At 60.2% G+C, this 26,150-nt stretch carries 25 protein-coding genes and 3 pseudogenes; 11 read left to right on the forward strand and 17 right to left on the reverse strand.

Going from position 1 to position 26,150, the window contains the following annotated elements; genetic code table 11:
• Positions 1-3 precede the first annotated feature (3 nt).
• From OXS31_RS16525 to OXS31_RS16535, 3 genes are all read right to left on the reverse strand, one after another.
• On the reverse strand, positions 4-2,649 hold the full coding sequence (locus tag OXS31_RS16525; protein ID WP_267400516.1) for an AAA family ATPase: 2,646 nt from the start codon (positions 2,647-2,649) through the stop codon (positions 4-6).
• Between the two features lie 139 nt (positions 2,650-2,788).
• Positions 2,789-4,051 carry a helicase associated domain-containing protein gene (locus OXS31_RS16530; protein WP_267400517.1) on the reverse strand — a complete coding sequence of 421 codons (1,263 nt, stop codon included), beginning with the start codon at positions 4,049-4,051 and terminating at the stop codon, positions 2,789-2,791.
• Positions 4,021-4,668, reverse strand: coding sequence for a helicase-related protein (locus OXS31_RS16535; protein ID WP_267400518.1), 648 nt, complete (start codon positions 4,666-4,668; stop codon positions 4,021-4,023). The genes OXS31_RS16530 and OXS31_RS16535 overlap by 31 nt, the downstream gene beginning before the upstream one ends.
• Positions 4,669-5,326: 658 nt before the next feature.
• On the opposite strand from OXS31_RS16535, the gene OXS31_RS16540 reads away from it, so the two are divergent.
• Positions 5,327-6,475: a DUF3800 domain-containing protein gene (locus tag OXS31_RS16540; protein WP_267400519.1), complete on the forward strand. Its 1,149-nt coding sequence runs from the start codon at positions 5,327-5,329 to the stop codon at positions 6,473-6,475.
• A gap of 331 nt (positions 6,476-6,806) precedes the next feature.
• Entirely contained in the window at positions 6,807-7,676 is an 870-nt protein-coding gene (locus tag OXS31_RS16545) for a hypothetical protein (RefSeq protein WP_267400520.1), read from the forward strand.
• Between the two features lie 75 nt (positions 7,677-7,751).
• Here the strand turns inward: OXS31_RS16545 and OXS31_RS16550 are convergent, their stop codons facing one another.
• Together OXS31_RS16550 and merR are read right to left on the reverse strand one after the other, a co-directional pair.
• Positions 7,752-9,371: a hypothetical protein gene (locus tag OXS31_RS16550; RefSeq protein ID WP_267400521.1), complete on the reverse strand. Its 1,620-nt coding sequence runs from the start codon at positions 9,369-9,371 to the stop codon at positions 7,752-7,754.
• 91 nt (positions 9,372-9,462) lie between these two features.
• Positions 9,463-9,861 carry an Hg(II)-responsive transcriptional regulator gene (gene merR, locus OXS31_RS16555; protein WP_003089120.1) on the reverse strand — a complete coding sequence of 133 codons (399 nt, stop codon included), beginning with the start codon at positions 9,859-9,861 and terminating at the stop codon, positions 9,463-9,465.
• 74 nt (positions 9,862-9,935) lie between these two features.
• Between merR and OXS31_RS16560 the strand changes: the two genes are divergently transcribed.
• Genes OXS31_RS16560 through OXS31_RS16570 form a run of 3 tightly spaced genes read left to right on the forward strand, consistent with a single transcriptional unit; the run spans position 9,936 to position 10,794 of the window.
• The gene (locus tag OXS31_RS16560) at positions 9,936-10,286 is read left to right on the forward strand and encodes a mercuric transporter MerT family protein (protein WP_003089115.1); all 351 of its coding nucleotides are present in this window, start codon (positions 9,936-9,938) and stop codon (positions 10,284-10,286) included.
• 12 nt (positions 10,287-10,298) lie between these two features.
• Positions 10,299-10,574 (forward strand): mercury resistance system periplasmic binding protein MerP, encoded by a 276-nt coding sequence (gene merP / locus OXS31_RS16565; RefSeq protein ID WP_003150552.1) that lies wholly within the window; start codon positions 10,299-10,301, stop codon positions 10,572-10,574.
• 7 nt (positions 10,575-10,581) lie between these two features.
• A complete protein-coding gene (locus OXS31_RS16570; protein WP_003089113.1) occupies positions 10,582-10,794 on the forward strand; it encodes a GDCCVxC domain-containing (seleno)protein in 213 nt (70 codons plus the stop codon).
• Between the two features lie 12 nt (positions 10,795-10,806).
• Here the strand turns inward: OXS31_RS16570 and OXS31_RS16575 are convergent.
• The 4 genes and pseudogenes from OXS31_RS16575 to OXS31_RS16595 all read right to left on the reverse strand — a co-directional run.
• Positions 10,807-13,494 (reverse strand): annotated as a pseudogene (locus OXS31_RS16575) (Tn3 family transposase); the annotation flags it as partial.
• 54 nt (positions 13,495-13,548) lie between these two features.
• A complete protein-coding gene (locus tag OXS31_RS16580) occupies positions 13,549-14,313 on the reverse strand; it encodes an IS6-like element IS6100 family transposase (RefSeq protein ID WP_001389365.1) in 765 nt (254 codons plus the stop codon).
• A 506-nt stretch (positions 14,314-14,819) separates the two neighbouring features.
• Positions 14,820-15,320: a GNAT family N-acetyltransferase gene (locus tag OXS31_RS16590; RefSeq protein WP_000376623.1), complete on the reverse strand. Its 501-nt coding sequence runs from the start codon at positions 15,318-15,320 to the stop codon at positions 14,820-14,822.
• A gap of 127 nt (positions 15,321-15,447) precedes the next feature.
• Positions 15,448-16,011, reverse strand: a pseudogene (locus OXS31_RS16595) (dihydropteroate synthase); the annotation flags it as partial.
• On the opposite strand from OXS31_RS16595, the gene OXS31_RS16600 reads away from it, so the two are divergent.
• A complete protein-coding gene (locus OXS31_RS16600; protein ID WP_023082842.1) occupies positions 15,976-16,686 on the forward strand; it encodes a DUF6118 family protein in 711 nt (236 codons plus the stop codon). The pseudogene OXS31_RS16595 and the gene OXS31_RS16600 overlap by 36 nt on opposite strands.
• A 19-nt stretch (positions 16,687-16,705) precedes the next feature.
• Here the strand turns inward: OXS31_RS16600 and OXS31_RS16605 are convergent, their stop codons facing one another.
• The 7 genes and pseudogenes from OXS31_RS16605 to OXS31_RS16635 all read right to left on the reverse strand — a co-directional run bounded on the left by OXS31_RS16605 (position 16,706) and on the right by OXS31_RS16635 (position 21,548).
• The gene (locus OXS31_RS16605) at positions 16,706-17,272 is read right to left on the reverse strand and encodes a TetR/AcrR family transcriptional regulator (protein ID WP_267400617.1); all 567 of its coding nucleotides are present in this window, start codon (positions 17,270-17,272) and stop codon (positions 16,706-16,708) included.
• A 10-nt stretch (positions 17,273-17,282) separates the two neighbouring features.
• The gene (locus OXS31_RS16610; protein WP_003830786.1) at positions 17,283-18,794 is read right to left on the reverse strand and encodes an MFS transporter; all 1,512 of its coding nucleotides are present in this window, start codon (positions 18,792-18,794) and stop codon (positions 17,283-17,285) included.
• A gap of 319 nt (positions 18,795-19,113) precedes the next feature.
• On the reverse strand, positions 19,114-19,653 hold the full coding sequence (locus OXS31_RS16615; RefSeq protein ID WP_158268867.1) for a hypothetical protein: 540 nt from the start codon (positions 19,651-19,653) through the stop codon (positions 19,114-19,116).
• 102 nt (positions 19,654-19,755) lie between these two features.
• Positions 19,756-20,520 carry an IS6-like element IS6100 family transposase gene (locus OXS31_RS16620; RefSeq protein ID WP_001389365.1) on the reverse strand — a complete coding sequence of 255 codons (765 nt, stop codon included), beginning with the start codon at positions 20,518-20,520 and terminating at the stop codon, positions 19,756-19,758.
• Between the two features lie 63 nt (positions 20,521-20,583).
• Positions 20,584-20,895 (reverse strand): annotated as a pseudogene (locus OXS31_RS16625) (DUF4158 domain-containing protein); the annotation flags it as partial.
• 3 nt (positions 20,896-20,898) lie between these two features.
• Positions 20,899-21,309 carry a putative toxin-antitoxin system toxin component, PIN family gene (locus OXS31_RS16630; protein ID WP_003150546.1) on the reverse strand — a complete coding sequence of 137 codons (411 nt, stop codon included), beginning with the start codon at positions 21,307-21,309 and terminating at the stop codon, positions 20,899-20,901.
• Positions 21,309-21,548, reverse strand: coding sequence for a ribbon-helix-helix domain-containing protein (locus OXS31_RS16635; protein WP_003089107.1), 240 nt, complete (start codon positions 21,546-21,548; stop codon positions 21,309-21,311). Before OXS31_RS16635 ends, OXS31_RS16630 begins: the two co-directional genes overlap by 1 nt.
• 201 nt (positions 21,549-21,749) lie before the next feature.
• On the opposite strand from OXS31_RS16635, the gene OXS31_RS16640 reads away from it, so the two are divergent.
• Entirely contained in the window at positions 21,750-22,679 is a 930-nt protein-coding gene (locus tag OXS31_RS16640) for a recombinase family protein (RefSeq protein ID WP_003150544.1), read from the forward strand.
• Positions 22,680-22,682: 3 nt separating this feature from the next.
• Here OXS31_RS16640 and OXS31_RS16645 read toward each other — a convergent pair whose 3' ends face one another.
• Positions 22,683-23,051 (reverse strand): hypothetical protein, encoded by a 369-nt coding sequence (locus tag OXS31_RS16645; protein WP_267400640.1) that lies wholly within the window; start codon positions 23,049-23,051, stop codon positions 22,683-22,685.
• Between the two features lie 772 nt (positions 23,052-23,823).
• On the opposite strand from OXS31_RS16645, the gene OXS31_RS16650 reads away from it, so the two are divergent.
• The 4 genes from OXS31_RS16650 to mvaT all read left to right on the forward strand — a co-directional run bounded on the left by OXS31_RS16650 (position 23,824) and on the right by mvaT (position 26,118).
• Positions 23,824-24,120 (forward strand): hypothetical protein, encoded by a 297-nt coding sequence (locus OXS31_RS16650; protein WP_267400642.1) that lies wholly within the window; start codon positions 23,824-23,826, stop codon positions 24,118-24,120.
• A gap of 161 nt (positions 24,121-24,281) precedes the next feature.
• Positions 24,282-25,049 carry a DUF6602 domain-containing protein gene (locus OXS31_RS16655; RefSeq protein WP_267400644.1) on the forward strand — a complete coding sequence of 256 codons (768 nt, stop codon included), beginning with the start codon at positions 24,282-24,284 and terminating at the stop codon, positions 25,047-25,049.
• Between the two features lie 129 nt (positions 25,050-25,178).
• On the forward strand, positions 25,179-25,604 hold the full coding sequence (locus OXS31_RS16660) for a hypothetical protein (protein WP_267400647.1): 426 nt from the start codon (positions 25,179-25,181) through the stop codon (positions 25,602-25,604).
• A 136-nt stretch (positions 25,605-25,740) separates the two neighbouring features.
• Complete coding sequence (gene mvaT / locus OXS31_RS16665) at positions 25,741-26,118, forward strand: histone-like nucleoid-structuring protein MvaT (protein ID WP_267400649.1); 378 nt, start codon at positions 25,741-25,743, stop codon at positions 26,116-26,118.
• Positions 26,119-26,150: the final 32 nt, after the last annotated feature.

A 26,150-nucleotide genomic window follows, 5' to 3' on the forward strand; every position in this document is an offset into this window, starting at 1 on the left:
TGATCAACGGGCGCGCAGCCGCAAGGCGTTGACCCCTTCTAATAGCTGGACCAGTTGCTCGACGACCTGTTCATCGAAGTCTTCGCGGTCCTGCTCTTCATGAGTGCCTTTGTTCAGGTACTGCCACATCAGCGTAGGTCTGGGTATGCCCAGAAGTTCGCCAAGCGCGTGTAGAACGGGCGCCTTGTCGTCATGTTGGAACGTATCGGCCCCGTTCAGTCGCGCACGTAGGGCTTCGCTGACGTTACGTAGGGACGGTTGATCAGTCGCAGATCCCAATTTGACGCTGATTGATCCAAGCTCGCACTGGCCGAGCCATCTCCAAATTCTGTTGGCAAGCATCTCCCATGCCTGTCTACAGGGCTGCAAAGCCGCTCGGTGGTCGCCGCGGTCTACAGCTGCCCGAGCATTCATAAGATAGGCCAGTGGAGGACCACCTCGCACGACGCGAGGGTGATAATCGCCGCTGTGATGGCGGAACGTATAGGAAACCCACTGGCTACCATCGACGTGGTTCTGAATGTCTTTGATGAACTCGTTGCTGTGGCACGTCACGATGACTTGGGTATTGGCGAACCGCTCGCTCTGGAACAGCGCTTCACGAATTCCCTGTCTATGCTCGTGATCGATGGCGTTGATAGCGTCGTCAAAGACGATTGCGGGGGCGCGAATGTTGAGCGCTTTGGCCAGAAGGATGGCCAAGCCTAGGCACCGGACGTGGCCCTCACTCAATACTTGAAGCGCGTCGACTGGGCTTCCCGGGTTGCCTCGGAACGTCAGCATAATTCGCCCTTCCGCACTTACTGGCAGATCAAGCGTCGCAAGCTTATCGGCCTCAGGATCGCGGACGTTGAATTCGTTATAGAGCTCGAGAGCAAGGGTGTTCAGGCCGGCCATTAGTGTTCTGGGAAGTTCTGTCCGGTACTGACGTAAAAGCCTCAGAAATTCGTTGTATGCCTCTTGGATTTGCCGTTCTGCAGCAATGCGGGCTTCCTCCTGCGCAACCGCTGCGATCAGCCCAGCGTTGTCTTGCTCAAACTGGGCGACTCGTTGCCGGGCTTGGGTAATGACGACGTTCGCTTGCTGGCGTCGAGTTGCGTGCTCGGTCAATACGATCCGCGCATTTAACAGACCATTTCTCTCAGCTATCAGCTCCTGCCGCTGTTGAAGCCTCTGCTGGGTGGCAATATCCAGTTGCTCCAGCTGACGTGCATAGTTGACCGCCTGCTGAGCCAGCGAGATACCGCCTGGCACCGGGGTATACTGGATCTGCCACCAAGCCGTGTTCTGCACATGACCAGGGTTAGCCAAATATCGAAACAGCTCAACCTCACTGTGGACGTTCGCTCCAACCCGTTGAGCGAAATTGGTGAGAAACGTCAGCAGTCTGTCCGATGCTGCTCGCCGCTGTTCGAGCGCCGCCTGGTGGCGCTGGCGCAGGACCGTCAGCTCGCGTAGCTGATCTAGTTCTCGCTGGGCTTTTGCAAAGGGATTAGTCTGGACGTGGCCGACACCGACGATGGCGGTATCGCACGCGGGGCAGCAATCGGGCGATAGGTTATGCACATTAAGCACGGCATTGTAGAGGTCTTGGTAAGCTGACCCATCTCGATACTGCGCAATTTCTCTGGTCAGCTGCTCAACGAGATTGTGAGCCTCATCCGCTGCATGAAATGCTCCCAGAAGATCTTGTTCTCGTATGCCGTACAATTGAGGGACAGGCTGATCGAGTAATTCGGTTACAGTCTGTAGCCGGCCTGGCACAGCGTCGTTTCCCACCGCTTGCTGCAACTCCGCATAACTGCGTCCGCTTCCGTAAAGCCGTGCGTACTCCTGTTCCTCTGCGTCAAACTCAAGGATTTGTCGAATCTCACCAGCGAGCACTTGCTCATCTTGTGCGATCGCCTGCCGTTTTCGCGCTAGCTCGCCGCTCTGTACTGCGTTCAGCGCAAGCTGACCGTCGATGGCGTCGTTAAAGTGGCTTACGAATTCGGCGAAATCATCCATACCGAATAACGCCGCGATCAGCTCAGTCTTTTGTCCTGGCGTCTTTGCGGCGATCCTCGAAAAGGAGTCGATCCTATTCTTTTCGATGAAACAAAACTGATACGCGTCAGCATCAGGCTCAACGGTAATGCGTGTGCCATCTATTCCTGTAGCCTCTAGGAGGGGCGGCGCAAACCGACCTTCATGAATGTTACAAAGGTACCGGTTAGCGTCGATGCGCTTGTGCGTGCCTTCGTCTACAGCGCCGAGAAGCGCGTACTCAAGCGCCTCGCATAGACTGGTCTTGCCGCTGCCGTTAGGACCGTAAAACAGCACTATCCGACGTGCTATTTCGAAGGCTTCGCTGTTGCGAAAACCTCGAAAAGGCCCAAGGGAAAGCTGCGATAGCCGCTGCCATCTCCACTCGGATCTGCCCCCTACAGCTTCCAACTCCGGTTGGCGTGGGTCGGTGGTAGATAGGGCTTGCCGCGCCAGCTCCGCTAAAAGCACGGAGCGCTGGCTCCTGCTGCGTACAGTGGCGCTTACCCGATCAAAATTCTCTAACACCAGCCGGGCAAACCGCCGGACATCTTCTGGCGTACCAGCACCCTCCCGATGCAACCAATGCACGAAGTGCTGATAATCATGCGCTGCAGACGCCATCCCTACCTCCGCTGTATTTAGTCTGGCTTTAGCGGGGCACGTTACTACCAGGGCCGTAGGCAGTCCACGCGGCAGTCTTAAATGGCGTATAAACACCGACTATCGACAGGATGTGCACGCGTGCCTGCGCGCGGCGCGTCTAGGCGTCGAGCTTCAAGCCCAGACACTCGAGCTGCGCGCGTTTACCCGGCTCAAGCTTGCCGGTCCGCGCAAGAGTCTTCTGTCGTGACCACCATGCGCCCACCTTCAGGCCATTCGTGGCGGCGAGCTTCACCGGTATCGACGACGCTCCGCGCGCCCGTACGAATTTCGCCGCTTCCTCGAAATGCACCCTCCAGCTGTCCTCGAGCGGATCCATCGAGAGCCCGAGGTTGACCAGCCGCCGTCGCTCATTAGACTCGGTTGCCGCCTTGAGCCGTGTACGCTGGCGCGCGCACCACTGGCCGAGCTTGTACCCGTCTTCAGCTACGAACGAGACTGGTACGTCGCAGTGACCTTTGGAAGCCTTGAAAGCCTCCAAGTGAGCGACTCCTTGCGCGAACGCGGCTTCGTAGGTGTCCCAGGTAAAGCCGATATCATCGAGCAATTTGATGCGATGGGCGTCGAGACGCCTCTCCCCCTTGCGCAGCCGCTGCAGGCTGACCCAATTGCCAAGCGCGGTGCCGTCGGCAAGCACCAAGCTGAGCGGCACATCGGTGGTTCCGTGGGTCCTGCTGTATTGCTGCAGCGCTTCATAGGCTGCTTGCCGCCTCGAATCGAAGAGGTCCTGGCCAAAGTCAAAGCTGATCGCCTCAAGCCTCGATCGACGATCAGGGTCGAGCTGGCGCGTGCGCTGGTACCGGCACCAGTCAGCCAGGTCAGTACCATCGACCAATACCTGCTGCTGGCCAACGCGCAGATGACCGTGTTGGTCCTTGAACGTAACAAGCGCCCGGAAGCGCTTTTCCCATGCTTCGTCCAGGAGGTTGAAGACGAAGCCCAGGGCCTCGAGCCGCTTGATCTGGTCGCGAGAAAGCCGGTTTAGGCGGTGCGAACGCCGTTGCTCGGAGCACCACTGCCCTACCGCGAAGCCGTCGGTACCGACTGCGTCACCGCCCGGGCTCGCGTTACCGGTCTCCGCTTTCCAAGATTGGAGCGCCTTGAAGCCCTGCTCCCACGCTCGGGCCCGTGGGTCGAAATCAAATCCGATAGCCTCGAGCTCAGCGACACGCTCCGGAGGCAACCTGTTGAGTCGGTGCAGGGCGCGTTGGCGGTAGCACCAGGCCCCAAGGGTATGCCCTGCCGGCGTGCGATAGGAGCGCGGCACCCTGGCGTGCCCTCGGTCGGCGGCGAAGGCCTTGAGCAGCCCGAAGTAATGGGGCCAGCTACCGGCTATGCGACCAACGATCTCGGTCGACAGCACATCACGGAGTGAGTCGGCCCACCCGTTGGCGCCGGGCCAACCACATGAAGCTTGCTGAACCACCCCGGGCGGGAAGTGGCACCAGTCTCGCCGCTCTCGATAGCGGCGCGATGCACCTCGTTGAGCATGACGTCATCCTGCTCAGCGATCGCAGCGAGCGTGCGCCAGATGGTCGACATGTCGCTCCGCGCTACGCCTGCACCAACAACTCGCCGCTCTTGCGCCGCAAGCGCAAAGGGATGAAGACATAGTCGTGAAGCTTGCCTCGCGCCTCGCGCCTTGCCCACGACGCGGCCTAGTGCCTGGACGATATCGATATGGCTTTCGCGCTGGTGCATGAAAGCTGCGAGGTCGGTATCGGGCACGTCGACGCCCTCGGCCAGGCATCGTACGCAGGAAAGCGCGCCCTTCGTCGATCGACCGTACTGGTGCAGCAAGCGGGTGCGTTGCCAGGACGGTAGGGATCCGTCGATATGGTTGGCCCAGAAGTCGCCGCCGGCCGCCACCGCGCGCAGCGCTATCGCGAACCGTTTGGACTGGGCGATGCGGGAATAGAACACGAAGGCCTTGCGAGCGCTGACCTCCTCTATCGCACGCAGCAGCTCCTGGGCATACACAACGTAGCGGCGCCCTTCATCGTCAAGCGCTTGGGACAGCAGGTCGTCGTCGACTCGACAGAGATGATCACCCTGAAGTCGCAGATGATGCCCCTGTCGATCGCCAGCGGCGTAGCGTTCATGAACAGACGTTTGCGGATGCTCAGCGTGGGATGGTCGAGGCCTGCGAAGCTGTTGCGGCGGCCTGCTTCGCCCGCGGTCTTGTGCGCCTCATCGAAGATGCCGAAGTCGAACGTGTACCCCTGGGGCAGGCTGGCAGCGAGGGTGGGGGCGCTTGCATAGGTGCAGAAGACCAGCAGCTCATCTCCGCGGACGTAATCTCCGCTGGTTGTGTGGTGACTGGCACTGGCAACTTGTCCAGGAAGTCGTCGGACTCCTCTACCGTGGCCACGCTCCCGTCGCTGCAGACGCACAGGACGTTTGCCAGGTCCAGCGGCGCGTTGCTGACCCAGGCCTGCAGCGTCTGGCTGACAAGGGCCAGTGCCGGCAGGAATACGACGATGAAATGGACCTTCCGTCCGTCTTTGCTATCTCAACGCACGTCAGGTTTCACCGACTTAGGCTGTCGAAACAAAGTAGCGTCTCTACGGCACTAATTTTCCAATTTAAACGTGCGCTATTTAAGAACTCGCTAGTAACTAATGCAGGGAAAGCTCACATGGTACATATTCTTCAAGCCGATAAAATGCGGCGGGGCCGTCCTGCCGAGAAAAACCAGGACACGCACTTCCAGCTCTTCTACGATGAAACGAACAATTTCCGCAAGTTCCGGCTTGACGAGGATGGGTTAAACGAGCCTAACCATCCATTCGTGCTGGGAGGCATCGCGCTAAAAACTGGCGTAAAAATTGAAGGCTGGCGCGATCTGAGGAAAGCCCTAGGCATTCAGGATAACGCACCTGAGGTGAAGTTGAAGCACCTTGCGAAGGGCGAAAAAGATTGCGACCGCTATGAGTTTACGCTCGCGCAATCTGAGGTCTCGACCTTGCTTCAGTGGCTGATTGATCAGGAGATGATGATTCATCACTCAGCTCTGGATCCTTTATATTTTTCTATCCTAGACATCATCGAGTCGCTCCAAGCTGAACATAGCTTTGACATAAATGCTATACATCAGGAGCTAAAGGGTGAGTTGCACTTCGCGGTGCTGCAGGATACACCAAAATTTCTCGGATTAATGCATCGGTATGGGTTTCCGAATGTCCAGCGCGAAGACGTCCGCGATTTTCTTGTCGACGTGGAAAGCTTTGTTTTAAGTCACTTGCCGTCGAACAGAAATGGTGCAACGTTTCTTCTCAAACATACTTTGAGAAAAGCAGCACGTTGTCGAGATCTAGAGTTGGTTTTCCTTCACGACAATGCGGCAGGCGAACTTGTAGAGGGTCTCGGAAACTGGTTTATGCACCCGATATACACTTTTAAGAACGCTGTCCACGTTTTCGACGAAGAAACCGAAATCCAGAAGTATCTTAAAGTATTCGAGATTCGCGATGGTGATCGCCGCCTAGACTACAGCTTCATAAAATCCCCTCTGGAAATCGGCGTGCAGCTATCAGACGTGATCGCAGGCATATTTGGACGCTACTTCCGCTATCTTAATTCGCATTCAATGACGGAGCTCGCCCGACGGCGGAGTAGCTTTACAGCAATTCAGGTTGAAAATCTCGGTCGCCTACGCACGCTTGTCGAACGCTCAATTAGCTTCAGCGGCGGCCTATTTTTCAGGCTCATGCCGGCGGATACGCTGATGAAAAATGCTGCTTTTCTCCACGACGAAGAAATACCACCGTTCATGTGGGAAATCTAACGCGGGCTCAGCGCTCATCGGCTGGGGGTAGGATGTCATTTCTAACCCCGGCTTCTCGATAGCTTTGTCGGTTTTTGCACTAGCGCTCACTATTCTTGGGCGGGAGCTTCACACTTTCAGATCCTGATCGGCCCAATGCACTCGTTAATTACTAAAGTTGCTGCTAGCTTAATAGCATCGTGAGCTTAAGGTCGGCACCCTCAGGAAAATGCATTCGTTGGGTTTTTGCAAGCCTAGCAAACGTTCCGTTTTTAGCACTGATAGAGTGTTAATATAATAATGGTATCGAATTTTTTGTCGAAGGTTAGTTTAATTTTGGAGCTATGCGACAATGATAATCAAAGCAGATTTTGAGGCAGATTGGACTGCTGAATTGCGGCGCATAATGCAGGATGATTGGGCTATGGATATTTCTGCCGTAGAGCCTGAAAAGCTTGCTATACTTTTTTTTCACGCTGGTAAACGTCGTATTGAGCCCCGACCACGCACAGTAGAACTTTCTTCGTCGTTCGCATGCCCGGCTAAATATCAAGCGGGTTGGGCCGCACTCGTAACCAAGATTGAAAGCGGCATCGATCTCTCTCCGCATTTAAGTCTGAGGATTGAAGATGTTATGGGTAAAGACCCGCTGTTATTAGACTGGGGAGTCTATCATCTTCATCTCGGGCAAGCGCCCCATCCAAAAAACCCTAACTTCATAGAGCGGACCGGGCCAGTTGTTTTTGGATTTCCTACCGCTGAGGCATTCCATGCTATAGGCATCTACGAGCATGGCGCTTGGTCTGACAGCTCAGTCATTGAAATTATGCATTCCAATTGGCCGCATCTTACTCAACGGGCGCAGGTGCAGGGAGAAAATATATCCCTAGCTCATACGTACAGTGACGAAGATCGAGCGAAGCTAAGAGCTGCTGGTTTGAATGTGATCACATCACTGTCCGACGGTACTCTTTTGTTCCCAGTGGGGGGAGGTTACGCTGCAAATGGAATATGGATTAATGGAGTTATTGAAGCTGATCGTGAGAGGCAGTTGGTCAATGGATTGCAAAAGCAAATTTACGCGCAAATTGACCCAATCGAGCAGGTACTTAAAGCTGAGGGATATGACGGCAATTCCGAGGTTACAGCACATTTAAATTTCAAAAATGGCTTTTTGTGGGTTAGCTTCGAAGGATTCAAAACGACAATACCGATTGATTAAGTGTTAGGTCCCGGGGCTCGGCTGGCCGGCATCACCAGCCAGCGGATCATTGCATTAAGTCTGAGAAGCGTGCGGTTACCGCTTTGGACAGGCACTCCTCAATTGCATCGGGCTTTCAAGGTCCCGTAGCACAGTCCTATGACATAACCCTGGATCCATACGAGGTGCAGATGCACGTAGCGCCGTCAGGCTCAGCATCTCGCGCTCTGCGAAGGCGCGTGGAAAGTCTTCTAGAATCCGCGCTTGGTCGAACAGCTGGAAGTCGACGCCGACGATGAAGCCCGAGCCCTGGAAGGCGGCACCCCGCAAGGTGAAGCGAATAGGCTGGCCAGGCGTCAGCAGCGGCTGCACCTCGTAGTAGCCAGGCTCGCTGGCCACCACCTCACCCCAACCTTTACCCGACAGGATCCGGTAGAACACGCGATCGCCCGCCTCGAGACGCAGCGCCGGCCGCCGGTACTCCGCTTCCGATCGGAACCGCGCGAAGGCTTCGCTGGCGGATGCCCATGCCGGCGTCAGGTCGTGACCGATGATTCGCCGGCGGCGCTCGTCGAGATAGCCGTCCCGATCGGTGATCAGCAGATCGCTCACATAGAGTCCGTGCTCGCGCAGGATGACGCCTTGCGCCTCGCAAGACACCACCTCTGCCCACTGGAAGCTGTCGTTCCAGGGCGCAGACGGGCCGGCGTCGCCGACAAACACACGTTGGCCAACGCGCAGCTGCGCCAGGGCGCCGGCGCTGACGTCAAAGGGGTCGTCGGGCTTAGCCATCTCCTGGATCCGCGAGATGGCCTGGGTGATGTCAGCGCCGGCGTCGAACGGCCCGATCGGGACCTGCAGGCGGCCCCGATCGCAGGCTTGCGCCTGGAGCGCGTCGATCACGCCGGCGGCGGCCTGGGCAGACAGCTCACCGATGTTGTTCAGCACGGCCGGCATCTGCAGCAGGACGGTGGCTATAAGCTCGCCATAAGCGCCCGCGGCCGCGCCGTCGTTCTTCAGGCACACCAAGCCTCCGGTGAGTGGGTACCGATTGCGCGCTGCAGCACCAACGACGCGTTGCACCTCGACCTGCTGGGAATGGTTGAGTATTCGGCTGGGCGCGTCGGCGCCCAGGGCGAACAACTCCGGTAGCGACCGCTCTGGCGGCGCGACCATCTCACGCGCCACGCGCTTGGCCGCGTACATGGCAATGCGCGCCGCGTCGGCGCCCGTGGCCAAGTCCGACAGATCGATCAGGCGCACGGTGAGATTGGCGGTGAACTGCAGCAGCTGATCGACCGTGTAGTGGTAGGCCTCGAAGCCGCCGGCGCGCACCAGGTGCTGCGCGGCAAGGACTCCCTGCCAGCCGGCGAAGGCGTAACGGCTGTGCAGTGGTACCGTCATCCAGCGCGCTAGGCCCGTCTCCGGATCGATGCGGCACTGCTCGGCGAACCAGGCGTCACCTTCGGCCGGCTGGCTGAAGCGCACCATCTGCAGATCGCGCAGGTTGGCCAGCAGCAGCGGTGCCACCGGTTGGCTCAGGATGGCGTGGCTGACGCGGTGGGCCAGGCACAGCTCGGCCTCCTCGACCGTGGCGTGGCCACCGTCCGGGAGCATGCCGAAGACTGAGGTCTCGCCCGGGCGGGAAAGCTCCAGCGCGGTGAACACCCGATCGCCGTCGCGACCGATGTAGCTGCGCAGCAGGTCGTTGACCATGGGGTTTGGGGAGCAATGGAACCAAAAACCAACGTAAGCTCTGAATCCCACCGTAAAGGGGCTTTCCGATCTCCAGCTCACCCGCCAGGCATTACTCTCTGATCAGTGCCTCGATGATCGGGCAGATCGTTCCGCCGTCTCCCGCATCACATTGCTGCACCAGTTCGCCTAACAGTTGCTGCATGACGACCAAGTCGGCCATCTTCTGCTCGATCAACGCGAGCTTGCGTGCAGCCCGTGCTCGCGTTTCGGCACAGGCGCACGACTCATCCAGCGTCAGCAGTCCACCGACTTCCGAGAGCGTGAAACCCAGCGCCTGAGCCCGCTTGATGAAACGCAGTCGCTTCACCATGTCCACCGGATAGCGCCGATGGCCACCCAAGGGTTTGGCTGGTTCATCCAGCAGCCCGCGTCGCTGGTAGTAGCGGATCGTCTCGACGTTCACCCCGGCGGCGTCTGCCAGCTTGCCAATGGTCAGCTCTGTGGCCATCACTTTCTCCTTGATTCCGTACTTTGGTACGGAGTTTAGAATAGCACCTAGGCAATCAGGCTCAGGAGATGGGAATGGGGATGCAACTCACCGGGAAAGGCTCGCTGGTCGCGAGTTCGCTGACCGCCATCGGTGCGTCGGTGTGCTGTGTCGGGCCACTGGTGCTGTTGGCACTCGGTGTCGGCGGTACGTGGGTGGGCGCTCTGACCATGATGGAGCCACTACGCCCCCTCTTCATCGGGTTGACTCTACTGTTCCTGGGATTGGCATTCCGCAAGCTCTACCTGGTGCCACAGGTTTGTACGCCAGGTACACCCTGCGCCGATCCGCGCACGCTCGTGCGACAGCGACTCGTGTTCTGGATCGTCAGCGTGCTGCTGCTCGGCCTATTGGCCGTGCCGTGGCTCGCCCCGCTGTTCTACTGAAGGAGATTAACCATGCGCAAACTGCTGATCGCCGTGCTTTTCGCCTTGCCCTTCGTGGCGCTGGCGGCTCCCCCGAAAACCGTCACGCTCGACGTGCAGAACATGACGTGCGGACTCTGTCCGATCACGGTCAAGAAGTCGCTGGAGAAGGTGTCCGGCGTGAGTGACGTCCAGGTCAATTTCGACCAGAAGACGGCGACCGTCACCTACGATCCCGATAAGGCCCAGCCCGAGGCACTGACTGAGGCGACCGCGAACGCGGGATACCCCTCCACAGTGCAGAAGTGAGGTCACGATGAGCGCCATTGTCCTTGAGTCCGTGCTGACTTGCCCGCGCTGCGGCTTCGCCAAGCCGGAAACCATGCCCACGGACGCCTGCCAGTTCTATTACGAGTGCAGCAACTGCAAGGCGCTGCTGCGCCCCAACCCAGGGGATTGCTGCGTTTTCTGTTCGTTCGGCTCGGTGAAGTGCCCGCCGATCCAGCAGCAGCTTGGGTGTTGCTCATAGCGTTTAGGGGGATCACAGGTCGTCGTCTGGATTACGCAGTGGCCGCAGCTCGCCGCGCGCAACTTCTTCCGGTACCGCAAAGGAATACCGCCCGAGCATGTTGATGTGCTCGTAGATCAGCGGCGATAGCCGGGCCAAATCCTCTTCCAGCACTGGATAGCCGTGCTGCTTGAGCCGTTCCACGGCCGCCGTCATGTAGAGGGTGTTCCACAGCACGATGATGTTCACCACCAGGCCCAGAGCACCGAGCTGGTCTTCCTGGCCTTCGCGGTAGCGCTGGCGGAGCTCGCCGCGTTTGCCGTGGAACACGGCGCGGGCCAGGCTGTGCCGGCCTTCGCCTCGGTTCAACTGGGTCAGGGTGGCGCGGCGCTTGGACTCGTCGTCGATATAGGTCAACGTGTGCAGAGTCTTTTCGATCCGCCCGAATTCGGCCAGCGCCTGGGCCAGCCGGGTGGGTCTATCTCCCGTTTGCAGCGTGCGCATGATGCCAGTCGCCGGCACCCGGCCGAGTTTGAGCGAGCCGGCCAGGCGCAGCAGGTCGTCCCAGTGCTCGGCGATCAGGTCGAGTTTGACCGACTGGCGGGCCAGCCCGTTGAGCTTGCCGTAGTCCGCGTCCGGGCGCGTGCGCCAGAAGCGGGTACCGCCGACATCGGCCAGCCGCGGACTGAAGTGGTAGCCAAGTAGGCGGAAGAGCCCGAACACCACATCGCTGTAGGCCCCGGTGTCGGTCATGATTTGCGTCGGCTGCAACTCGGTCTGCTGTTCCAGCACGACCGCCAGCAACACCAGGCTGTCGCGCAGCGTGCCGGGCACGGTGATGGCGTTGAGGCCGGAGAATTGGTCGGAAATCAGGTTGTACCAGGTGACACCCCGGCCGGTGCCGAAATACTTCGGATTGGGGCCGGCATGCACGGTGCGCACCGGTACGACGAAGCGCATGCCATCGGCGGAGGCGACCTCGCCGCCACCCCAGACTTGGGCCAGTTCCAGTTGGCTTTGCGCTCCGACCAGGATGGCGTTAGCCGCTGACAGGGTGTCGTCGCGGATATAATTCTGGCTGACCCAGGACAGCCGGTCACGGCGCAGCGCCGGGTTGTCGGTGCGGATCAAGGGCTCCAGGCCGGTGTTGCAGGCCCCGCCCAACAGCACCGCGCAGAGGCTGGTGACCAGGTTGTCGGCGCGTGCATTGCGTTCGGAGACATGGGTGAAGGCCTCGGAAAAGCCAGTGCGGGCGGCGATTTCCAAGAGGATTTCCGGCAGATCGACACGCGGCATCAGGTCAGACACGGCCGCCCGCAGTTGCAGCAACGAGCAGGGCTCGTCCAGCTTGTCCAGCGCCCCGAGCGACAGTTCGGTCTTGCCCTCGGTGTTCTCGCTCAGTTGAATCGCCGGGTTGTCGGGCAGGCGCGCGGCTACTGCCAGCCAGGTTGCATCCAGCTCGACGGACAAGGCGTCCAGGGTGGTTTTGGCGTCGATGGTCAGGCCCAGTGACCGGCAGATGATCGGTCGCGCCGCCAGCCATTCGGCACCGTCGAGCAGGCCAAGGCGCGGGTCGGCATAGCGCCAACTGGGCGAGACGAAGACATCGCGGCGGCGCAGGGCCGTGCGCAGCGCATCGAGCGTGCAGAACACATAGGCACCCATGTCGAGGGAGCCATCTTCGCGGGTGATGTGCTTCTGCCAAGCCTTGGCCACGATCTCCTGCGGCGCGTCATCCTCTGGCTTCCGGCGCGGCAGGTTCAGTTGCAGCCACTCCAGACTAGCCGCCACGCCCTTGCCGGCCGGGCTGAAGCCGAAGCGGATGTGCTTGAGCAGGTCGGGCAGGAAGCGGCGCACGCTGCGGTAGCGCGCTTCCAATGCAAGAAAATAGACGTCATCTACCGGGCGGATCAGCGCGTTGACCTCTTCCAGGGCCTTTTCCAGGGTGGTCCTCGGCAGGTCGTTGAACAGCCGGGCGCGCACGTTGTCATCGCTGATCGAGCTGTCCAGCACGACCTTGCACGCGGCGGCGAGCGTCGCGGCCGACCGATCCAGGTCTTTCAGGCTGCGCATGCGGGCTTTCTTGTCGGCCTTCTCCGCGTTGCTGAACAGGTCGCGCAGCAAGGCCTCCAGGACTTCCAGTGCGTCGTCGTGCGCAGTCGCCTCCAGGCAGAGTGCGAAGGCCACCAGTGTCGCCATCCGCCGCGACGCCGGCAGCCGATTAATCGCGGTGACCTTGGCCGTGTTGGCGAAGCGGGCCAGGGCGGCGATACGGCTGGGAGGGATGTGCGCCGCCGCCGGCAAGGTGATGCCGATGCCGCGCACGTCATCGAGCCGGCGCAGTGCCCGAATCAACGCGGGGCCACTGACCATGACCGGGCCGGAGCGCAATTGATCCAGCCGGGAGCTGCGGTTGCCTTCGGCCACCGTCAGCAAGTCTTGCAGTTGCAATCGCTGTTCCTCAGTCACGCTGCGGCCCAGCGTAAACCAGAGGCGTTCTTCGACCCGACTGCGCAACTGGGCGATAAAGCGCTCTAGTTGAGACACACCAGGCAGGAGGACTTTCTGTGTGAACAGCCACGAGGTGGCTCGCTCAAACAGCACTCCCGGCCGGTCGGTGCCCGTCCAGCAGAGGGCATACAGCCAGCGGCTCAAGCGAAAGCCGATGCCCGGATCGGTGAAATGACGATAGCCAAAGCGGTTCTGAATATCGGTGGCATGGGCTCTGTTGCAAAGATTGGCGGCAGTCAGAGGTAGGCTGTCGCTCTGCGCCGATCAGGCGGCTGCTGCGAAATGGTGGTTGAGCATGCCCATGGCCTCCGTCAGCGCCGAGGGCCCAATGCCAAAAGCTCTCTCCACAAGGCGCACCTCGCCCCTGATGCCGGGCTGCAGGCACCAGGGGCGAGCCTGTCCTTTGCGCAGGGCTCGCATGACTTCGAATCCCTTGATCGTGGCATAGGCCGTGGGGATCGATTTGAAACCGCGCACCGGCTTGATCAGTATCTTGAGCTTTCCGTGATCGGCCTCGATCACGTTATTGAGATACTTCACCTGCCGGTGGGCCGTCTCCCGGTCCAGCTTTCCTTCGCGCTTCAATTCGGTGATCGCTGCACCATAGCTCGGCGCTTTGTCGGTATTGAGCGTGGCAGGCTTTTCCCAGTGCTTCAGGCCTCGCAGGGCCTTGCCCAGGAACCGCTTCGCTGCCTTGGCGCTGCGGGTCGGCGACAGGTAGAAATCGATCGTGTCGCCCCGCTTGTCGACTGCCCGGTACAGGTAGGTCCACTTGCCCCGCACCTTGACGTAGGTTTCATCCAGGCGCCAGCTCGGATCAAAGCCACGCCGCCAGAACCAGCGCAGCCGCTTCTCCATCTCCGGGGCGTAGCACTGGACCCAGCGATAGATCGTCGTATGGTCGACCGAAATGCCGCGTTCCGCCAGCATTTCCTCAAGGTCGCGATAGCTGATCGGATAGCGACAATACCAGCGCACCGCCCACAGGATCACATCACCCTGGAAATGGCGCCACTTGAAATCCGTCATCGTTCCGTCCGTCCAATCTCCGCCAAGCATGCTCAAGCTTCACGATTTTTGCAACAGAGCCCACACGAGTATTGAGCATAGTCGAGATTGGTGCAGATCACTTCTGATATTGAACTGTCAGGAGCTGGCTGCACAACAGCCATTACGCCCAATCAACTGGTGCAGTCGTCTTCTGAAAATGACATTTGGTATCTCTCATAAACGGATGTTTTTGAGAGAACTATCTTCGGCCTTCACACGCACGAAAGGCGGCGAAGCTCCGCCGTTAATCCGTCCGCCGGAGATCTCGCCCAGGCAGGCTGAAGGCCGAGCAAGCCTGACAGGCCCGAAAAGCCCGGCACGGGCGTCGGCGGCGATGACGGCGGCGGCATTATCCAGGGTTGATGATGGAAGTGGAGGATATCGACAACCTCTCGCGCAACCAAGACATCGCGGTCGGACTGCAAGTGATCTTGAAGCCACGGGCCCGTCCCACCCCGACATGGACCTCGATGCCCGAACGGACGTTAGATTTCGAGTTCTAGGCGTTCTGCGATGAAGGTTGGATCCCAGCCGGGATTGAAAGTGTCGACGTGGGTGAATCCGAGCCGCTCGTATAGGCCACGCAGGTTCGGGTGGCAGTCGAGCCGCAGCTTGGCGCACCCCTGCGTTCGCGCGGCATGGCGGCAAGCCTCGATCAGCGCGGAGCTGACACCCCGGCCCGCATGTGTCCGTCGCACCGCGAGCTTGTGCAGATATGCGGCCTCCCCCTTGAGGGCGTCGGGCCAGAACTCGGGATCCTCGGCCGACAAGGTGCAACAGCCGACGATGCCGTCGCTGCAACTCGCGACTAGGAGCTCGGATCTCAGGACGAAGGTCTCCGCGAATGTCCGGTCGATCCGCGCGACGTCCCAGGCGGGCGTTCCCTTGGCGGACATCCACGCCGCAGCGTCGTGCATCAGCCGCACAACCTCGTCGATATCACCCGAGCAGGCGACCCGAACGTTCGGAGGCTCCTCGCTGTCCATTCGCTCCCCTGGCGCGGTATGAACCGCCGCCTCATAGTGCAGTTTGATCCTGACGAGCCCAGCATGTCTGCGCCCACCTTCGCGGAACCTGACCAGGGTCCGCTAGCGGGCGGCCGGAAGGTGAATGCTAGGCATGATCTAACCCTCGGTCTCTGGCGTCGCGACTGCGAAATTTCGCGAGGGTTTCCGAGAAGGTGATTGCGCTTCGCAGATCTCCAGGCGCGTGGGTGCGGACGTAGTCAGCGCCATTGCCGATCGCGTGAAGTTCCGCCGCAAGGCTCGCTGGACCCAGATCCTTTACAGGAAGGCCAACGGTGGCGCCCAAGAAGGATTTCCGCGACACCGAGACCAATAGCGGAAGCCCCAACGCCGACTTCAGCTTTTGAAGGTTCGACAGCACGTGCAGCGATGTTTCCGGTGCGGGGCTCAAGAAAAATCCCATCCCCGGATCGAGGATGAGCCGGTCGGCAGCGACCCCGCTCCGTCGCAAGGCGGAAACCCGCGCCTCGAAGAACCGCACAATCTCGTCGAGCGCGTCTTCGGGTCGAAGGTGACCGGTGCGGGTGGCGATGCCATCCCGCTGCGCTGAGTGCATAACCACCAGCCTGCAGTCCGCCTCAGCAATATCGGGATAGAGCGCAGGGTCAGGAAATCCTTGGATATCGTTCAGGTAGCCCACGCCGCGTTCGACGCGCTCCGGCGCACGATCGAGACGCAGGGCGCGCAGATCGGCGCGGAAATGACCGTGATGCGGCGCGGGCTGGAAGCGGCTTTCGACCAGCTCGAAAAGATCGAGCCGGCGCAGGACTACAAGCCCCAGCTCGCCCAGCTCGTGCAGGCGCTCGACAATGTTGCGGAGCGGCTGCACGGCGTAGAGCAATCGCCTATTCTCCGGCAGGGTGCGACACACTATGCGGCGCTCCTCGAGCGCAGCGGCGAGGCCCTGATACGCACCGCCGCGCAGCAGCTCGAGCGGCAGGCGTCCGACCTCGAGCGCGCCGGCCGGAACCTCGCCGCTCATACGAAAAGCGCCTACGACCGGAAAAGTCAGGATTTCCGCATATGGATGGCCGGCCTTGTCGGGCTGTTCGTCGGCATATTCCTGATTTTGCTGTTGCCGCGTTTCCTGCCCTTCTCGGCCGACACCCATGTTGCGGCGACCGTCATAGGTCAGGACCGATGGAACGCCGGCGTCACCATGATGCGGGTGGCCGATCCCCGAAGCTGGCGCGGCGTGGCCGATTCCTCGCAGCTCGTGCGCGACAATGCCGAGGCGATCGGGCAATGCGCCGAGGCCGCGCGCACGGCCGGTTCAGATCAGCAATGCACCATCACCGTGAAAGCGCCGGCAGCACCGGCGCAGTAGGGTTGTGGGGGGACACCAGTTATTTCGGGAGGTTTTCTTCCGCCTCAACAGGTCCGGCGGCCATCGCGACGAGGCGCGCCGCGATACGCTTGCGCAGTTGCTCGGGGAGCGGGCGCGACGACAGCGCCTCGTGAATCCACAGCCCATCGGCGGCAAGGCGCGAAATGAACCTGTCCAACTCGGCAGCGTCGTTTCCAATCGGCGCAGGAGGTGCCCAGCGGTCGATGACCTGTTGCCACAGATCGCCAAGCTGCCGATTGTCGGAGCTTTCCAGTATGAGCAGCAGTTCGACCCGCCGGGTAGCTCTTGCGCAGGTGTTGATGTAGGCGGCGTGTCGTTCGGCGTCTGTCGCCCTGTCCGAGGTGTTGCCGGCGCTCGCTTCCAGCTCCTGTTCCCATGAGCGAGTCAGATGCTCATGGGTGGCGAGGATCAGGGCTTCGCGCGACGGGAAATGATACAGAAGGCCGGCGCGTGTCATGCCGGTTTCGAGCGCTACGGCGTCGAGGGTGACGGCGGTGAGGCCGTCACGCTCGATGATGCTCACAATGGCTTCAAGCACTTCGAGGCGCTTGCTGGCTCTCGCCATGTCGGCTTCCTTAGTGTTGTGTGGGATAGGCTGACGATTGCGAGCCGGGACCGTAGCGCCGCAACAGGATGCCGGTGATCAGGGCACCCACGGCCAGAACACCCGCCGCCACGTACATGACGACCGTATAGGCGTGGTCGAATGCGATTCCTGCCGCTTGACGCACGACAACACCATCGGCCCCCGCCTCGTTGGCAAAGACCAGCGCCGACGCCATGCTGTCGCGGGCCGCTTCCGAGGTTCCGGCGGGGAACACGACGTTGACCGTATAGAGGTAGGCCAAAAGACTTCCGAGAATTGTGACAGCGAACAGACTGCCAAACTCGTAGGACACTTCCTCGACCGACGACGCCATGCCGGCGCGATGCACAGGCACATTGCCCACAATAGCCGTTGATGCCACCGACATTGTTGCACCTACGCCGGCACCGGTCAGCGCCAGACCGGCGATCAGCCAGCCAAGGCCATGAGTGATGCCCCATGTCGCAAGCAGGACCGCCAGCGATCCCGCCGCAAGCCCGCCAGCTATAAGGATACGTAGGCCAATACGATGCAGGAATGCACCACCGAGCAGCGCAGTCGGCAATGATCCGAGCGCCGCCGCCGAAACCAGCATCCCGGCTTCCAGCGGCGTGAAGCCCGCAACGAGCTGGAAGCGTTGCGTCGTAGCAAGCTCAACACCGCCGATGGCGAACAGGGAGAACGCGGCCGCTAGAACGCCCGATGTGAACGCGGCATTGCGGAAGATCGAGAAGTCGAGCAGCGGGAACGGCAGGCGCAGTTGCCGGCGGACGAACAGCGCTCCGGCGAGGATGGCAACCAGCAGCGAAATAGCGGGGACGGCCCACGACTGCCCGGCATGGGCAGATTCCTTGATCGCGATCACAAAAGCCGACAGCGCCACCAATGCCTGAAACGACGACACCACGTCCCAAGGCTTGGTCGCATCGCCGGCCACCTTCGGCGCAACGATCAGCGCCGAAATGAAGGCAGCGACCACTACCGGCACATTGATGAGGAACACCGACCCCCACCAGAAATGGCCGAGCAGAAAACCGCCGATGATCGGTCCGAGCGCAGCGCCGACGACCGACAACGACCCCCAGATCGCAATGGCGATGTTGCGTTCCCGGTCATCCTCGAAGGTGACGCGGATGAGGGCGAGTGTCGCGGGCATCATCGCCGCCGCGCCGACCGCCAGAAAGGCCCGCGCCCCGATCAGGATTTCCGCTGTAGGCGAATAGGCCGCCACAATCGACGCGACACCGAACAGCACGAGGCCGATGAGGAACATGCGCCGGTGACCGATCCTGTCACCCAGCGTCCCGGTGCCGAGCAGCAGGCCGGCCATGACGAGGGGGTATGCGTTGATGATCCACAACCCTTGCGTTGCCGTCGCGCCAAGCTCGCGCGTCAGGGTAGGCAGGGCCGTGTAGAGGACCGAATTGTCCAGAACGATAAGCAGGAGACCGGCGGCGACGGTCACCAGAAGAACCCAGCGGTTCGAGTGGGCGGCAGGCATGATAGCACCATTCAGTGAGAGTAGCCAAACTTTACAGACAAGTTAGTAAAGTATCAAGCGCCTGCCCGTGAGGAACTTCAGACAATGGCCGACAGCGGGGCTTCGCATTCCGGGGCGCGATCAATTTGTCGCGAAATTCCTGATTTTTGCGACAAAATCGCCGGCGCTGATTTTGCAGGGAAAAATCTGTCGCAAAAATCAGGTGCGAAAGTCAAACTTGTGCGACTGACTTTCGCGACACGTCGCGGCCCGGATTCCGCGCCGCTGCGGACGTGGTGCAGGTTTCAGGATTTGCGCGACATAAGGGGCGCGAAGGAATTTAATTCTGGATCACCAGATCAAAAGACCTTGGCGGGCAGACGCGCTCGAAATAGTAGCTTTCAACATCGTCCCAAACAGCGTGCCACGCGGCTAAAAAGCCCTCCGCGCCCTGTTCGCGCGCAGCAGTCCGTTCATGCCGCACTTTGGTCGGCACATCCACGATCACGGCGAGGTCGATCAAATCCCGAAGGAACGGAGATGCGGAATAAGCTCCTTCGAGCAGAATCGTGGGCGCTGGCGCGACTTCGGTAAATTCGTTCTTGAGGCTGTAAGTGCCATCCGGGCCTAGTCCCTGCATGAAGTCGAAAGCTCGCCACTGTGCAGGTTCCCCCTTGCGTAGAGGCTCTATTGCCTCGCGAACGCGGTCCCACTCAAAAACGCGATTCAACCGCTCCGCCACGGTTTTGTGAGGCCACTCGGATTCGGGAACCTGCGTTTGATAGAAATCATCGAGCGTAACCAAGGCTATGTCGGTCAGCTTCGCCAACCTTGCCGCAATCGTTGACTTACCGGAGCCGCTTCCCCCGTCAAGCGCCACGACAACAGGACGTGCGAGTTCGGCGCGGAGGGCTTCTATTCTCTCAAGGGCTCTGTTGCAAAGATTGGCGGCAGTCAGAGGTAGGCTGTCGCTCTGCGCCGATCAGGCGGCTGCTGCGAAATGGTGGTTGAGCATGCCCATGGCCTCCGTCAGCGCCGAGGGCCCAATGCCAAAAGCTCTCTCCACAAGGCGCACCTCGCCCCTGATGCCGGGCTGCAGGCACCAGGGGCGAGCCTGTCCTTTGCGCAGGGCTCGCATGACTTCGAATCCCTTGATCGTGGCATAGGCCGTGGGGATCGATTTGAAACCGCGCACCGGCTTGATCAGTATCTTGAGCTTTCCGTGATCGGCCTCGATCACGTTATTGAGATACTTCACCTGCCGGTGGGCCGTCTCCCGGTCCAGCTTTCCTTCGCGCTTCAATTCGGTGATCGCTGCACCATAGCTCGGCGCTTTGTCGGTATTGAGCGTGGCAGGCTTTTCCCAGTGCTTCAGGCCTCGCAGGGCCTTGCCCAGGAACCGCTTCGCTGCCTTGGCGCTGCGGGTCGGCGACAGGTAGAAATCGATCGTGTCGCCCCGCTTGTCGACTGCCCGGTACAGGTAGGTCCACTTGCCCCGCACCTTGACGTAGGTTTCATCCAGGCGCCAGCTCGGATCAAAGCCACGCCGCCAGAACCAGCGCAGCCGCTTCTCCATCTCCGGGGCGTAGCACTGGACCCAGCGATAGATCGTCGTATGGTCGACCGAAATGCCGCGTTCCGCCAGCATTTCCTCAAGGTCGCGATAGCTGATCGGATAGCGACAATACCAGCGCACCGCCCACAGGATCACATCACCCTGGAAATGGCGCCACTTGAAATCCGTCATCGTTCCGTCCGTCCAATCTCCGCCAAGCATGCTCAAGCTTCACGATTTTTGCAACAGAGCCGTGGCATGTATCCAGCGGCGATGATCGCTATAGCGCTGGAGGCAGTCGGGGTCTGGAATCGCCAGTTGTCGGCAAAGCACCTGCAGGACTTCCACCGGCACGGCGGCGGGCTTGTCCGGCAGAACGCCAACGAAGCGGACGGTGGTCAGCAGAACGGCATAACCCAGACGGTTATGGTTACCCCGCAGCACCTGGATGGCTTCACGGTCTTCATCGCTCAGGTGGAAGTAACGTTCCAGCTCTTCACGGCTGGGCGAATCAACATAGCGGCCAAAACCGTCGCGTTGCTCTTGAGTCAGAAAACCGACCGGCATTGATCACAGCACCTCGACGCAGAACACGGCGGGCGTGACGATCCGCGTGCGTTCGATGTGCCCGCGTTGCAGCAGGCCGGCGCGGCGATCACCGGTTACCAGGTAGTCCGCATCGCCCGCCAAGGCCATGGCCAGCAAAAACGAGTCATCCGGATCATCGGCTTCGACCTCGATGGTCAGGCGCTCCAGTACCACAGCCCGTTGCAGGTTATTGATCATGGCGCCCACCTTGGCGGGCTGTAGGATGGCCTGAAGCTTGGGATAGCGGCTGGCTCGACGAATTTCATCGAGTTGCATCCGCGAGGTCACCACCTCGAAACGCGCCGCCCGCCAGGCACGGTAGATCGCATCGGGCGCGCCATGTGGCGAGATCAGGGCGCTGAACAGGATGTTGGTATCCAACACGACCCGCATCAGCGCTTACGTGCCCAGTCGAGCGCTTCGTCAACCGCGTTGGTCAATTCTGCCTCACTCAGATGGGCGTTAGCGGCCTTGGCCTGCTCAGCGCTCAGCTCCAGGATGTGTGCCCGTACCGCTTCTTCGATGAAGCGCGACAGGTCGCCCTTACGGCCGCCGCCCTGGCTGGCCAGAAACATCCGAAGCGACTGGTCGGTGTCGGCCGAGACGGCGACATTCCAGCGAATGGTATTCATAGCGTTCTCCGCTAATAGGTGTTTGTGTGTTTATACGCCAATCACAAAGGGCGATGCAATGGTTCGACAAAACGAAGGTTTTGCCGAACTCTATCGAGGAATGGCTCGGTTCGTTAAGCTCCCCGCGCTACGGTTCAAATAACTGGTACGCTTAATCAAAGTTCAACTATTACTAACGTAGTCGAGTAAACAGTACTTTTGATGAAGATCGGTTATGCGCGAGTGAGCACTCGGGATCAGAAAGCCGACCTACAAGTCGATGCCCTGAAACAGGCCGGGTGCGAACGCATCTACCAAGACATCGCCAGCGGCGCGAAAAGCGCCCGGCCGGAGTTGGACAAACTGCTGGCCAACGTGCGGCCGGGTGATGCCGTGGTGATCTGGAAGCTGGATCGCCTTGGGCGTTCCCTCAAGCACCTGGTCGAGTTGGTCGGCGAGCTGGCAGAGCGCAAGGTCGGCTTACAGAGCCTGAATGACCCCATCGACACCACCCACGCCCAAGGCCGCCTGGTGTTCAACCTGTTCGCCTCGCTGGCGGAGTTCGAGCGCGAGCTGATCCGCGAGCGGACTCAGGCGGGTCTGTCGGCCGCACGGGCGCGTGGCCGGATCGGTGGCCGTCCCAAGGGCCTGCCAGCCAAGGCTGAGGCCACCGCCATGGCGGCCGAAACCCTCTACCGCGAAGGTCGCCTGAGCGTCAGCGCGATCGGCGAGAAGCTGCACATCTCCAAGAGCACGCTGTACAGCTACCTGCGCCACCGTGGTGTCGAGATCGGCGCGTACCAGAAGAGCGCCAGGTCACGCGACCAGCAGCCTTCGGCCGCGTCGCCGGCAGAGCCGCCCGCCGCCGAGCGGGTGGCCACCGTCACCCTGCGCCTCGCGGTGGTGAATAACAGCAAGTTCGTGCGCGGCCGGAAGCGGGCCACGGAGAACATTGAGCGCTACTGCCTGGAGCCCTATGGCATGAAGCGGCTGGATGCCGGCCACTATGAGTTGACCATTCCGTATCGGAGCGACGATGAGCTGGACAAGAGCGTGCATGACCTGCTGACCGAGATCAGCCAGGAGGCCGACATGCGCAACTGTTTTGTCGAGATGGGCGCCTGGGAAGAAGACACCGAAAAGCGTTGGTAGGGCTTACGTTGGTTTTTGGTTCCATTGCTCCCCAAACCCCACCATGAGGTCGCCAGTGGCGGCCAGGTCATCAGGTGGTGCGGTGTGGGTCCAGCGACGAAGCACCTGGCAATCGTGCTCATGCAACTCGGGCTGATGGTCGCCCAGCGCCAGCGCCAGGTAGTGCTGGCGCGCCGCGGCCACCGCTTGCTCGCCCTTGGCATAGAGCTCGGCCTGCCAGTCCACCGGGCCGGTACCTGGCCAGTGACGCTGCAGCCCGGGCACGAAGCGTCCATCGGCATAGCCAGTGACCGGGCGCGCCAGCGTGCCATCGGCCAGGCGTCCCCAAACCGGCGAGACGTCCATGAGAAGCGGAGCGGATTCGAAAGCCATAAATTATGTCATCCCCAACTGCGGTATCTACCTGTCCAGCGCTCTTCCCGCTCTGCCGCCGCTGCGCGGCGGCCCTGGCCGCCCCGCGCACCTTCACGAAAAGCTCGCTCCCTGTCAGCCTGGGCGATAATGCCAAGCTCCGCTCATTCTACTAGGTAATACTGTACCGCACCATTTTCCAGCGGTACGACGCACGCCGAGCGCACGGCGTTCTCGCCCCTCTTGTAGCGTTCGCCCTACCCTCTCTTGCGTCCCCGCTACGGGCGTTCACCAGGGCCTACTGCGCTGCCGCTTCAACGTCCCCGCTCCTCAATAGGGCGTCCCCGCTACCAGCGAGGTTCTCGCTGAAGCAATCTGGCAGAGGCCCGGTCATCGGCGCTCTTGCTTCTAGCGTTGCCGCTATTCCAAAGAGCGGTAGCGTTAAAAGCGAATGGGGGAACCGCCTGGAGCGATCCGTGCCCGGGCCGGCGGTGCGCCTGCAGGTCCTGCGCGGTGGTTCAGGTGGGTGGAAAAGAGGGTCAACAAGGTATGGAGGTGAAGGGAGGCACCTGGTGGTAGGCGGATACTCCCGTTGGGGATGACATAATTTTAGTTGGTTACGGGGGGGCGTGCCCGCCCTGGGCGCGAACGGCGTCGACGTCGTTCGCTGCGGCCGTGGCCGTGGCCGTGGCCGTGGCCGGCAGCTGGCCACCGCTCGCCGGCGAGACCAGGTCACGGCGACTCGGGTATCGTCTGATCGGTACGTGGCCACCTCGATAAGGAGAAGAGAACGATGCACCAGGAACAACCCCAGTACGAGCTGCAGCTCAGCCGCGGCCGGGACGCCGTGTGGAATCACGCGAGTGACGGCTCCACCGTCGGCCGGATGGGCATCGATCTCCACAACACGGCCACCGAGCAGCTCGCTGGCCAACCTGAATGCCGGCTGTGCACCCATGGCCGACCGACCGCGGCCGAGTGGGCGCTGTTTCGTGAGAAGGCGTTGGAATGGTGGGGCGTCGACGTACCGCACGATGCGTTCAGCCCTGTCCTGCTGGCGGCCGCGCCTGCCCTGGGCGTGGCCGGCTAGAGGCCGTCCACTTTCCCACCAGAGGTGTGCTGGCCACCGCTGGCGCACGCGCTTCGACCGGTGGGCGCGATACGCGCGGCCTTGGCGACCAGGCACCGCATGCTGACCGCTGTACCCCGGCGCAGTGATCGCGCCCAAGACACCACAGGACGTCCGTCACCATGAGTCAGTACTTCGACCACGTAGCCCAACAGCTGCACAGCCGAATTCAGCAGGCCAAGGTCTTCATCACCAAGCACAACGCCACAACCGGCGCACTCGCCGAAGCCGTGTTGCGCGAGTTCCTGCAGGAGCATCTACCGCGGGGCGTGAGCGTCGAGGAAGGCTTCATCATTGATGCGAAAGGCGGCCTGTCCAAGCAGTGCGACATCATCATCTACGACTCGCACCACTACGCACCCTTCTACCGCACCGGCCAGGTCGTGGTACTGCCCGCGGAAGCCGTAATCGCAGTGATCGAGGTCAAGACGTCGATGGTGAAGTCGCGATTTCACGACGTGATCAAGTATTTCGCTTCGTTCAAGCGCATAGAGGGGGACTTTCGCACGTACCTCTTTCTGTACGACGCGCCCGAGATCCACCTGATGGACAGCTGGTTCCGCTCCTATCGGCACCCTGGTCAATACCAGCAATTCGATCACGACACCTTTCAACTGCTGCCACATGAGATTGTTGGCCTCGATCCGTCCTACCTTCTTCATAGGGATATTGTGGACACGGGCAGCGACGACATGGGATACCTATCCTTCTTTTTCAAGGATCAAGAAGGCACTGCGATTAACGCCTTGGAGCTATTCTTCCTTTCGGTCTATGGCCAAGTCGAAACCCACCTTCAAAAGCACACTGCAAAAGGGCTTAACCCTAGATTCGACTACCATGCTGAGCGTGATCCAGAAAAATTCATGGCGATAGCGTTATTTAGAATGTGAATGCTAATACTGCATATTCGTGTCAGGCCCCAGCCCTGAGACGAATATGCATAAGAATTCATGTTTACAATCTCGCCCGTTCGCTTACCGATCAATCCAAATTTGTCAAGTAGATGTAGGAGTAAGGACATGGCTCTTCAAAAAACGGCCCTTGAAATTGGCTATGAGGTGGATATCGGTGGATTGGCAAGCGCAACGTCGCGGGCCGAGCTACAGACGAGGGTTAAGGCCTTGCTGATTGCCATCGGGGAAAGCGATCTTCCCTTGACAGCCATAAACAGCCTTTTGACAAAGCTAATGCAAGTGCTTGCCGAGATGCTAGCCAAGCTAGCGCCGGACGAGCCAACTGCCCCGTTGCCTCAAACATCTGAGGTTTCAACGTTGGACCATCTGTTGGCAGATCTCGACCGTTCTGCGGCTGAAGCAGATCTAAAGGCCGTGCAGAACGACAAAGATGCCCAAGCAAAAGCAGCGCCTAAGGGAACACCGCCTCACACGCAGAGCAATGACACCCGTTCACGCCGCAATGGGAATGGTAACAAACGTGGAAAGTAACGCTTGCGCCAAGGCTACCGGCTAGGCATCCGTTTGCTGTAGGCAGGGATACGCCTATGCATTACGATTCGAATCATGTTTAATTAGGTACCGCCGACCACCCTCTCAATTTTTCCTTACCTTAATGGATCGTTCTATGTCCCTTATTGCCGAATACCGCCAGACCGAAGCCGAAATCAAAGAGCTGCAAGAGCGCCTTGACGCACTCAAAGGTGATGAGCGCCTGCAGAAAGAAATGAAGTTCGAAGAGAGCCTGCGGTCTCTGCTAGCCGAGCACGGCAAGTCTCTGCGCGACGTGATCGCGATCCTCGATCCGGCCGCTGCAAACCGGCCTGCACGTAAAGAGAAAGAAAATTCCGCACCTGCCGGCAAGCGTCGCGCGCGTCAGTTGAAGACCTACACCAACCCGCACAATGGTGAAGTCATCGAGACCAAGGGTGGCAATCACAAGCTCCTCAAGGAGTGGAAGGCCCAGTACGGTGCGGACGAAGTCGAAGGGTGGGCGAAAGTCTAATCTTGGAAAACGCCGGCAAATGCCGGCGTTTT

The sequence above is a fragment of the Pseudomonas sp. GM_Psu_1 genome, assembly GCF_026544185.1.
GTDB lineage: Bacteria > Pseudomonadota > Gammaproteobacteria > Pseudomonadales > Pseudomonadaceae > Chryseomonas > Chryseomonas oryzihabitans.

Bases quoted from the DNA above. Each gene is read 5' to 3' on its own strand.
- OXS31_RS16525 (WP_267400516.1), bottom strand. From the start codon at position 2,649: ATGGCGTCTGCAGCGCATGATTATCAGCACTTCGTGCATTGGTTGCAT.
- OXS31_RS16540 (WP_267400519.1), top strand. From the start codon at position 5,327: ATGGTACATATTCTTCAAGCCGATAAAATGCGGCGGGGCCGTCCTGCC.
- OXS31_RS16545 (WP_267400520.1), top strand. From the start codon at position 6,807: ATGATAATCAAAGCAGATTTTGAGGCAGATTGGACTGCTGAATTGCGG.
- OXS31_RS16550 (WP_267400521.1), bottom strand. From the start codon at position 9,371: ATGGTCAACGACCTGCTGCGCAGCTACATCGGTCGCGACGGCGATCGG.
- merR (WP_003089120.1), bottom strand. From the start codon at position 9,861: ATGGCCACAGAGCTGACCATTGGCAAGCTGGCAGACGCCGCCGGGGTG.
- OXS31_RS16560 (WP_003089115.1), top strand. From the start codon at position 9,936: ATGGGGATGCAACTCACCGGGAAAGGCTCGCTGGTCGCGAGTTCGCTG.
- merP (WP_003150552.1), top strand. From the start codon at position 10,299: ATGCGCAAACTGCTGATCGCCGTGCTTTTCGCCTTGCCCTTCGTGGCG.
- OXS31_RS16570 (WP_003089113.1), top strand. From the start codon at position 10,582: ATGAGCGCCATTGTCCTTGAGTCCGTGCTGACTTGCCCGCGCTGCGGC.
- OXS31_RS16580 (WP_001389365.1), bottom strand. From the start codon at position 14,313: ATGACGGATTTCAAGTGGCGCCATTTCCAGGGTGATGTGATCCTGTGG.
- OXS31_RS16590 (WP_000376623.1), bottom strand. From the start codon at position 15,320: ATGGACAGCGAGGAGCCTCCGAACGTTCGGGTCGCCTGCTCGGGTGAT.
- OXS31_RS16605 (WP_267400617.1), bottom strand. From the start codon at position 17,272: ATGGCGAGAGCCAGCAAGCGCCTCGAAGTGCTTGAAGCCATTGTGAGC.
- OXS31_RS16610 (WP_003830786.1), bottom strand. From the start codon at position 18,794: ATGCCTGCCGCCCACTCGAACCGCTGGGTTCTTCTGGTGACCGTCGCC.
- OXS31_RS16620 (WP_001389365.1), bottom strand. From the start codon at position 20,520: ATGACGGATTTCAAGTGGCGCCATTTCCAGGGTGATGTGATCCTGTGG.
- OXS31_RS16630 (WP_003150546.1), bottom strand. From the start codon at position 21,309: ATGCGGGTCGTGTTGGATACCAACATCCTGTTCAGCGCCCTGATCTCG.
- OXS31_RS16635 (WP_003089107.1), bottom strand. From the start codon at position 21,548: ATGAATACCATTCGCTGGAATGTCGCCGTCTCGGCCGACACCGACCAG.
- OXS31_RS16640 (WP_003150544.1), top strand. From the start codon at position 21,750: ATGAAGATCGGTTATGCGCGAGTGAGCACTCGGGATCAGAAAGCCGAC.
- OXS31_RS16645 (WP_267400640.1), bottom strand. From the start codon at position 23,051: ATGGCTTTCGAATCCGCTCCGCTTCTCATGGACGTCTCGCCGGTTTGG.
- OXS31_RS16650 (WP_267400642.1), top strand. From the start codon at position 23,824: ATGCACCAGGAACAACCCCAGTACGAGCTGCAGCTCAGCCGCGGCCGG.
- OXS31_RS16655 (WP_267400644.1), top strand. From the start codon at position 24,282: ATGAGTCAGTACTTCGACCACGTAGCCCAACAGCTGCACAGCCGAATT.
- OXS31_RS16660 (WP_267400647.1), top strand. From the start codon at position 25,179: ATGGCTCTTCAAAAAACGGCCCTTGAAATTGGCTATGAGGTGGATATC.
- mvaT (WP_267400649.1), top strand. From the start codon at position 25,741: ATGTCCCTTATTGCCGAATACCGCCAGACCGAAGCCGAAATCAAAGAG.